Source organism: Tistrella bauzanensis, assembly GCF_014636235.1.
GTDB lineage: Bacteria > Pseudomonadota > Alphaproteobacteria > Tistrellales > Tistrellaceae > Tistrella > Tistrella bauzanensis.
On the sequence record NZ_BMDZ01000122.1, the window covers coordinates 1 to 6969 of the forward strand.

Annotated in this window: 5 protein-coding genes; 2 read left to right on the top strand and 3 right to left on the bottom strand. The window is 68.1% G+C overall.

From position 1 onward, the window contains the following. Positions 1-58: 58 nt before the first annotated feature. The 3 genes from rbbA to IEW15_RS24525 are packed head-to-tail and all read right to left on the bottom strand — an operon-like array spanning position 59 to position 3698. A complete protein-coding gene (rbbA, locus tag IEW15_RS24515) occupies positions 59-2584 on the bottom strand; it encodes a ribosome-associated ATPase/putative transporter RbbA (RefSeq protein ID WP_372402402.1) in 2526 nt (841 codons plus the stop codon). Continuing rightward, complete coding sequence (locus IEW15_RS24520) at positions 2581-3528, bottom strand: HlyD family secretion protein (RefSeq protein WP_188583020.1); 948 nt, start codon at positions 3526-3528, stop codon at positions 2581-2583. Before IEW15_RS24520 ends, rbbA begins: the two co-directional genes overlap by 4 nt. After that, the gene (locus tag IEW15_RS24525; RefSeq protein WP_188583013.1) at positions 3528-3698 is read right to left on the bottom strand and encodes a hypothetical protein; all 171 of its coding nucleotides are present in this window, start codon (positions 3696-3698) and stop codon (positions 3528-3530) included. The genes IEW15_RS24520 and IEW15_RS24525 overlap by 1 nt, the downstream gene beginning before the upstream one ends. 87 nt (positions 3699-3785) lie before the next feature. On the opposite strand from IEW15_RS24525, the gene IEW15_RS24530 reads away from it, so the two are divergent. Both IEW15_RS24530 and IEW15_RS24535 read left to right on the top strand, forming a co-directional pair. Then, a complete protein-coding gene (locus IEW15_RS24530; protein ID WP_188583016.1) occupies positions 3786-5816 on the top strand; it encodes a PHA/PHB synthase family protein in 2031 nt (676 codons plus the stop codon). Positions 5817-5829: 13 nt separating this feature from the next. Then, entirely contained in the window at positions 5830-6426 is a 597-nt protein-coding gene (locus IEW15_RS24535; RefSeq protein ID WP_188583018.1) for an AAA family ATPase, read from the top strand. Positions 6427-6969 lie beyond the last annotated feature (543 nt).

A 6969-nucleotide genomic window follows, 5' to 3' on the forward strand; every position in this document is an offset into this window, starting at 1 on the left:
CCCATGCCTGACGCGAGCTTCACCCAAAGTGCCGCCTCGGATCCTCAACCCGATCACATCAGCGGGTAAATGGAGGTGCCCAGATGATCGCGGTGGCGAAAATCGCCGCCAACTGGCTTTTCATGAACGCCGAAACCAGCAGGCCGAAGGCGGTCGTCGCCGCCACATACAGCACCGCCCCCAGCAGCAGCGCCGGCGCCTGGCCCTTCACCTCCAGCCCGAAGACCAGGGCCGCGGTCAATGCCAGGGTCAGGAAGCTCAACACCGCCACCCCGAAATAGGGCAGTTGCTTGCCGGCCAGGAATTCGAACCGCGTCACCGGCGTCGCGCGGAAATTGGCGATCGATCCGGTCTCGGTTTCGCGCACCACGCCGACCGCGGTCATCATCGCCGGGATCAGCACCAGCATCAGCATGATCACCCCGGGCACGATCGCATCGACGCTGCGGAAGGCTTGATTATACCGGAAGCGGGTCTCGATCGTGACACTGGCGCCGCTGGTGGCGGGCGCCGTGGTCTGCGCCGCCATCTCGGCCAGATGCTGCGCCGCCACCCCCTGAACATAGCCGCGCGCGGTTTCCGCCCGGAACGGCATGGCGCCGTCGAGCACCACCCCCACCTGCGGCACCCAGCCCCGGGTGAGGTCATGGCCGAACCCGGCCGGGATCTCGATCGCCAGTTTCAGCTCGCCATCGGCCAGGCGCCGGTCCAGATCGGCGGGGCTTACGATGGGCTTGTGTTCCTCGAAATAGCGCGAACCGGCAAAGGCCTCGGCCAGCGACCGGCTTTCCAGCGACTGGTCCTGATCATACACCGCGTAAGGCAGGTCTTCGACGTCGAAGGAAATCCCGAAGCCGAAGGTCAGCATCAGGATCATCGGCCCCAGCAGCGCGAAGGCCAGCCGGATCGGGTCGCGCAGCAATTCCATGGTCTCGCGCCGGGCATAGGCCCACAGCCGGCGCGGGTCATGGCGCCGGGGCGGACCAGAGGGCGCGGGCGAGGCCGTCGCGACGGTATCCGTCACCGCGACCGCATCGCCCTCCACGCCGCCCGCATCCCCTGCCGCCGCGGCCAGTCGGGCGACAAAGGCATCCTCCAGCCGCCCGGACGGGTCTTCGGCGGCAAGTGCGGACGGCGTGCCCACCGCCAGCACCCGGCCGGCATGCATCAGCGAGATCCGGTCGCAGCGTGCCGCTTCGTTCATGAAATGGGTGGAGATGAAGATCGTCACCCCGCGCTCGCGCGCCAGCACGCCCAGATAGGCCCAGAACCGGTCGCGTGCCACCGGGTCGACGCCCGATGTCGGCTCGTCCAGGATCAGCAGTTCCGGCTCGTGCAGCACCGCCGCCGCCAGTTGCAGACGCTGGCGGATGCCCAGCGGCAGCGCGTCCGACACCTGATCGGCCGCATCGGTCAGGTCCAGTTCGGCCATCATCACCGCCACCCGCCGCGCGGTCTGCGCGCCGTCGAGACCATAAAGCCGGGCATGCAGATCCAGGTTCTGGCGCACGGTGAGTTCGCCATAAAGCGAGAAAGCCTGCGACATGTAGCCGACCCGGCGGCAGGTGGCGATGTCGCCGGCAAGAAGCGGGCGGCCGAACAGATGCGCCTCGCCGGCCGTGGGGGGCAGCAGCCCGGTCAGCATCTTCATGGTCGTGGTCTTGCCGCAGCCGTTCGAGCCCAGGAAGCCGAAGATCTCGCCGCGCTCGATGGCGAAATCGACCCCGTCGACGGCGGTGAAATCGCCGAAGCGGCAGGTCAGGCCGCGCGCCTCGATCGCCGGCACGCCATCGCTGGCCACACGCGGCGGGATGTCGGGGGCGACATGGTCGCGGCGCCGGGCTTCCGGCAACAGGCGGATGAAGGCGCGCTCAAGATCATCCTCGCCGGTGCGGGCGCGCAAGGCGGCCGGCGTGCCGGCGGCAATCACCGCGCCCGCATCCATCGCCACAAGCTGGTCGAAGCGCGCGGCCTCCTCCATATAGGCGGTGGCGACCAGCACCGCCATGCCGGGGCGCCGCGCGCGGATGCTGTCGATCAGCCGCCAGAACTGGCGTCGCGACAACGGGTCGACGCCGGTTGTCGGCTCGTCCAGAATCAGCAGGTCGGGGTCGTGGATCAGCGCGCAGCACAGCCCCAGCTTCTGCTTCATGCCGCCCGACAGCTTGCCCGCCGGCCGGTCGGGGAACGGCGCCAGACCGGTCGCCTCCAGCAATTCGGCAATCCGCCGCCGGCGCTCGGCCTTGCCCTGCCCGAACAGCCGGCCGAAGAAATCGACATTCTCGAACACGCTCAGGGTCGGATACAGGTTGCGGCCCAGCCCCTGGGGCATATAGGCGATGCGCGGCGCCACCAACCGGCGGTGACCGGCATCGGCCATGTCGCCGCCCAGCACCGTCACCTGGCCCGCCTGGATGCGGCGCACCCCCGCGATCAGCGACAACAGGGTCGATTTACCCACACCATCGGGACCGATCAGCCCCAGCGTGGTACCGGGCGCCATGTCGACATCCACCGCCGCCAGCGCCGCGCGCCGGCCGAAGACATGCGAGACCTGACGGATGGTGAGAACAGCGCTGGTCACGGCAGTTTCACCGCCAGATCGGCCGGCCATTCGGCAGCGGGATCGATCCGGATCACCGCCGTGCCCCGCACCCCGGTCTTCACCCGGTCGGCATGGGCGGCCAGCAGATCGGCCGGGATGCGCAGCTTCACCCGGAACATCAGGGTGTCGCGTTCCTCGCGGGTCTCGACCGTCTTGGGCGTGAACTGGGCCTCGCCGGCCACGAACGACACGGTGGCCGGGATCACGTAATCGGGCACCGGATCCAGGATCAGCCGCGCCTCGCCGCCCACCGCCAGCCGGCCGGCCTCGCGCGCCGGCAGGAACACGGTCATCTGCACGTCGGTCAGGTCCAGAAGCGTGGCGATCCGCCCGCCCGCCGCCAACACCTCGCCCGGCACCGCCAGCCGGTACTGGATGCGGCCGGCACGCGGCGCGGTCAGTTGGGTGTCGTCCAGAGTGACCCGGGCATCGGCGACCTGGGCGGCCGCGGCATCGATCGCGGCCACGGCCTGATCGACCCCGGCCAGCGCCGCGCGTTCCGCCGCCTGGGCGGTTGCCAGCCGCATGCGGCGTTCATCCACACCCTCCTGCGGGTAATGGCCGCGCGCCGCCAGGGTTTCACCCCGGGTGAGTTCGGCGCGGGCAAAGCGCACCTCGCTCTGCCGCAGCGCGACCTGGGCCTCGGCCTCGGCTTTGGCCTGCTCGGCGCGGCGATGCTCGGCCTCGGCGGCGGCCAGCCGGGCGCGGATCTGCAGATCGTCGAGCCGGGCGACCACGGCGCCGGCCGCGACCATATCGCCCTCGGCCACCGTAATATCGGCCAGACGGCCGGCGATCTTGGTGGCGATGTCGATCTGTTCGGCCTCGATCCGGCCATTGGTCCGAGCGAAGCCATCAGGCAGGCTGTCGCGCATGGTGCTCTGCCAGTACACGACACCGGCGCCGCCGGCCACCAGGACCATCACCACGATGGCCGCCCATCGTCCAATCCGCGCCTGTCGAACCTCGGCTGGCGGGCACCGGTCTGGTGCGCAAGGGGCAGGGATACGCCACGGGACAGGGTTGAATGCACCGGACGCATGACCAGTTTCACATGATCAGGCTTTTTCGCATCTGCGATCAGGTCGATCATTGACCTGGATCATGTTGCCGGCCGACCAGACCGGCGATGATGCCCCCATCTTGCACGACACGCCGACGCACTAGGAGAGCCGGACCGATGAATGCCGAGGCCCACCGCCCAGTTTCCCGTGATGCCGTCGCCCGTGATCAGGTGGCACCCATCACCGCCAGACCGGATGCCGACGTCACGCCCCATGCCGCCCATCACCACCAGCCCGAGCCCAGCCCGGCCGCCATGCCGGCACCTTGTGCCGAGGCGCCGGGTGAGATGGCGGGTGCGGCCGTGCGCGACACCGTCGACCGGGCCGTGCATGCCGCCATGGCGCGGGTGACCGGGGGGCTGTCGCCGGCATCGCTGGCCGATGCCTGGTCGGATTGGATGGTCCATCTGATGAGTGCCCCGGGCAAGCGGGCCGAGCTGGTGGAAAAGGCGATGCGCAAGGCCACCCGGCTCGGCAGCTATGCCGTGCATCGCGTGGGGGCCGACACTCCGGGGCTGGGCCTCGCCGATGGCTGGCGGGCGCTGGTTCCCGGTGCCGGTCACCTGCCCTTCGCCACCGCCATCGCCGCCGGCGCCGCCGATGCCGGAACCGCCAATGGCCACAAGGAGGGGGGCCATGCGGCACCCGGCTGCATCGAGCCTCTGCCTCAGGATAGCCGCTTCCGGGCCGATGCCTGGAAGCAATGGCCGTTCGACCTGCTGTCGCAGGGCTTTCTGTTGCAGCAGCAATGGTGGCACAACGCCACCACCGGCGTGCGCGGCGTGACACCCGCCCATGAACGGGTGATGGCCTTCACCACCCGGCAGATACTCGACGTGTTCTCGCCCTCGAACCTGCCGATGACCAATCCCGAGGTGATCGAGCGGACGATGACCGAGGGCGGCGCCAATCTGGTGCGCGGCGCCGTTCATTTCTGGGACGATATGTGGCGGCAGATGAGCGGCGCCGGCCCGGCCGGCGTCGAGGATTTCGCCGTCGGCCGGAATATGGGCGTCACGCCGGGCGAGGTGGTGTTCCGCAACCATCTGATCGAGTTGATCCGCTATACCCCCACCACCGAGACGGTCCATCCCGAACCGGTGCTGATCGTGCCGGCCTGGATCATGAAATACTACATTCTGGATCTGTCGCCGGGCCGGTCGCTGGTTGAATATCTGGTGGCCGAAGGCTTCACGGTGTTCATGATCTCGTGGCGCAATCCGGGCCCTGAGGACCGCGATATCGGCTTCGACGCCTATCGCACCGACGGCGTGATGGCCGCGATCAATGCTGTCGAGGCGATCGCCGGGCCACACCCGATCCATGCCACCGGCTATTGCCTGGGCGGCACCCTGCTGTCGATCGCCGCCGCCGCCATGGCCCGCGATGGCGATGACCGCCTGGGCAGCGTTTCCCTGTTCGCCGCGCAGTGCGACTTCACCGAGGCGGGCGAGCTGACCCTGTTCATCGATGAGGCGCAGGTCACCTTTCTTGAAGACATGATGTGGGCGCAAGGCTTCCTCGACACCACCCAGATGGCCGGCGCCTTTCAGTTGCTGCGATCGAACGACCTGATCTGGTCGCGGATGGTGCATGACTATCTGATGGGCGAACGCACGCCCATGAACGACCTGATGGCCTGGAACGCCGACGCCACCCGCATGCCCTATCGGATGCATTCGGAGTATCTGCGCCGGCTGTTTCTGGAAAATCAGTTCGCCACCGGCCGGTTCGAGGTCGACGGCCAGCCGATCAGCATCACCGATATCCGCGCGCCGATCTTCTCGGTCGGCACGGAACGCGACCATGTCGCGCCCTGGGTCTCGGCCTACAAGATCCACCTGCTATCGGATACCGAGGTCACCTTCGTGCTCACCGGCGGCGGCCACAATGCCGGCATCGTGTCGGAACCCGGCCATCCGCACCGCAAATTCCGGATCATGACCACCCCGGTCGACGGTTTCTACAAGGCGCCGGATGCCTGGGTGGCCGCGGCCGAACAGCGCGACGGATCGTGGTGGCCGGCCTGGACCGCATGGCTGCACGACCGCTCCACCACCCCCGTGACCCCACCCCCGATGGCCGCGCCCAGCGCCGGCTATCCGGCGCTGGGCGCGGCACCGGGGAGCTATGTGTTTCAGAAATAGGATGATTCCGGAGGTGATGCGATACGTCATCCTCTCCGGCTGCTCCGGCGGCGGCAAATCCACCCTGCTGGCCGAACTCGCCCGCCGTGGCTTCGCGACCGTACCCGAGCCGGGGCGCCGGATCGTCGCGGAACAGCGCCGCCTGAGCGATCAAACCCCGTCAGCCCTGCCCTGGGTCGACATGGCCGCCTTCGCCCGCCGCGCCATCGCCATGGCGCTGGATGACCGGGCGGCAGTGGCGGCGGCTGGAACCGGGGCAGGATCAGGCTGGATCTTCTTCGACCGCGGCCTGGTCGACGCCGCCGTGGCGCTTCAGCACGCGACCGGCGAACCGGCGGTCGAAACCCTGGGCCGCGCCCACCGCTACCACCCCCGCGTCTTCCTCACCCCGCCCTGGCCCGCGATCTATCGCCACGACGACGCCCGCGCCCACGACCTCACCACCGCCATCGCCGAATACCACCGCCTGCGCGCGGCCTATGCGGCGCTCGGCTACACGGCGACCATCCTGCCGCTGGTGAGCGTTCAGGAGCGCGCGGATCTGGTGCTGGCGCGGCTGGCGGGGGATGCGGCGGTCATAGGCCACGCAACGACGGCGCGGAGCGGCTAGATTGAGGTCTTGCGCAACAAGACCCGGTGTCCATCGAGCCCGCAACAGTCAAGGCGGACCCGCCTGCGCCTGTTCAACCCGGCCGCCCTGGCTCTCGCGTTGGGAAGCCGGATTCGTCATAAGCAGGCAGGAAGCACCCAGCCTTCGTCCGATGCGGCGACGATCATACGGCGCGCCGTCGCGGTGGCGGCGCCAAGTGAAATGCATGATCCTTGCGAACCAGACGCCCGACAGCCTCAACAGGAACGCCGCCCTCGATGGAGGGCGCCAGCGTTTTGAGCAAGCTGGCAAGGTCTCCCACGTGGCAGACGCCGTCAATCGTCACACCATTGATGGACTCCAATCGTGCATTGGGGTGTGTCAACACAACCACTCGTCTAATCTTCAATCTCTCATGGCCGCGTGATCGGATAAAATTCTCCAAAAAATTTGCCGGCTCATTGAGTTGCAGAGAAGGCGACCTAATACCAAATCTCGTGAGTCCTGACTCATAGGGGATTCCCAAACGGTCAGGAGTTCGATTCAATGATCGCGGACCTGAGG

Coding starts and splice junctions, on each gene's coding strand:
- IEW15_RS24520 (WP_188583020.1), bottom strand. CDS start 3,528: ATGGTCCTGGTGGCCGGCGGCGCCGGTGTCGTGTACTGGCAGAGCACC.
- IEW15_RS24525 (WP_188583013.1), bottom strand. CDS start 3,698: ATGATCGACCTGATCGCAGATGCGAAAAAGCCTGATCATGTGAAACTG.
- IEW15_RS24530 (WP_188583016.1), top strand. CDS start 3,786: ATGAATGCCGAGGCCCACCGCCCAGTTTCCCGTGATGCCGTCGCCCGT.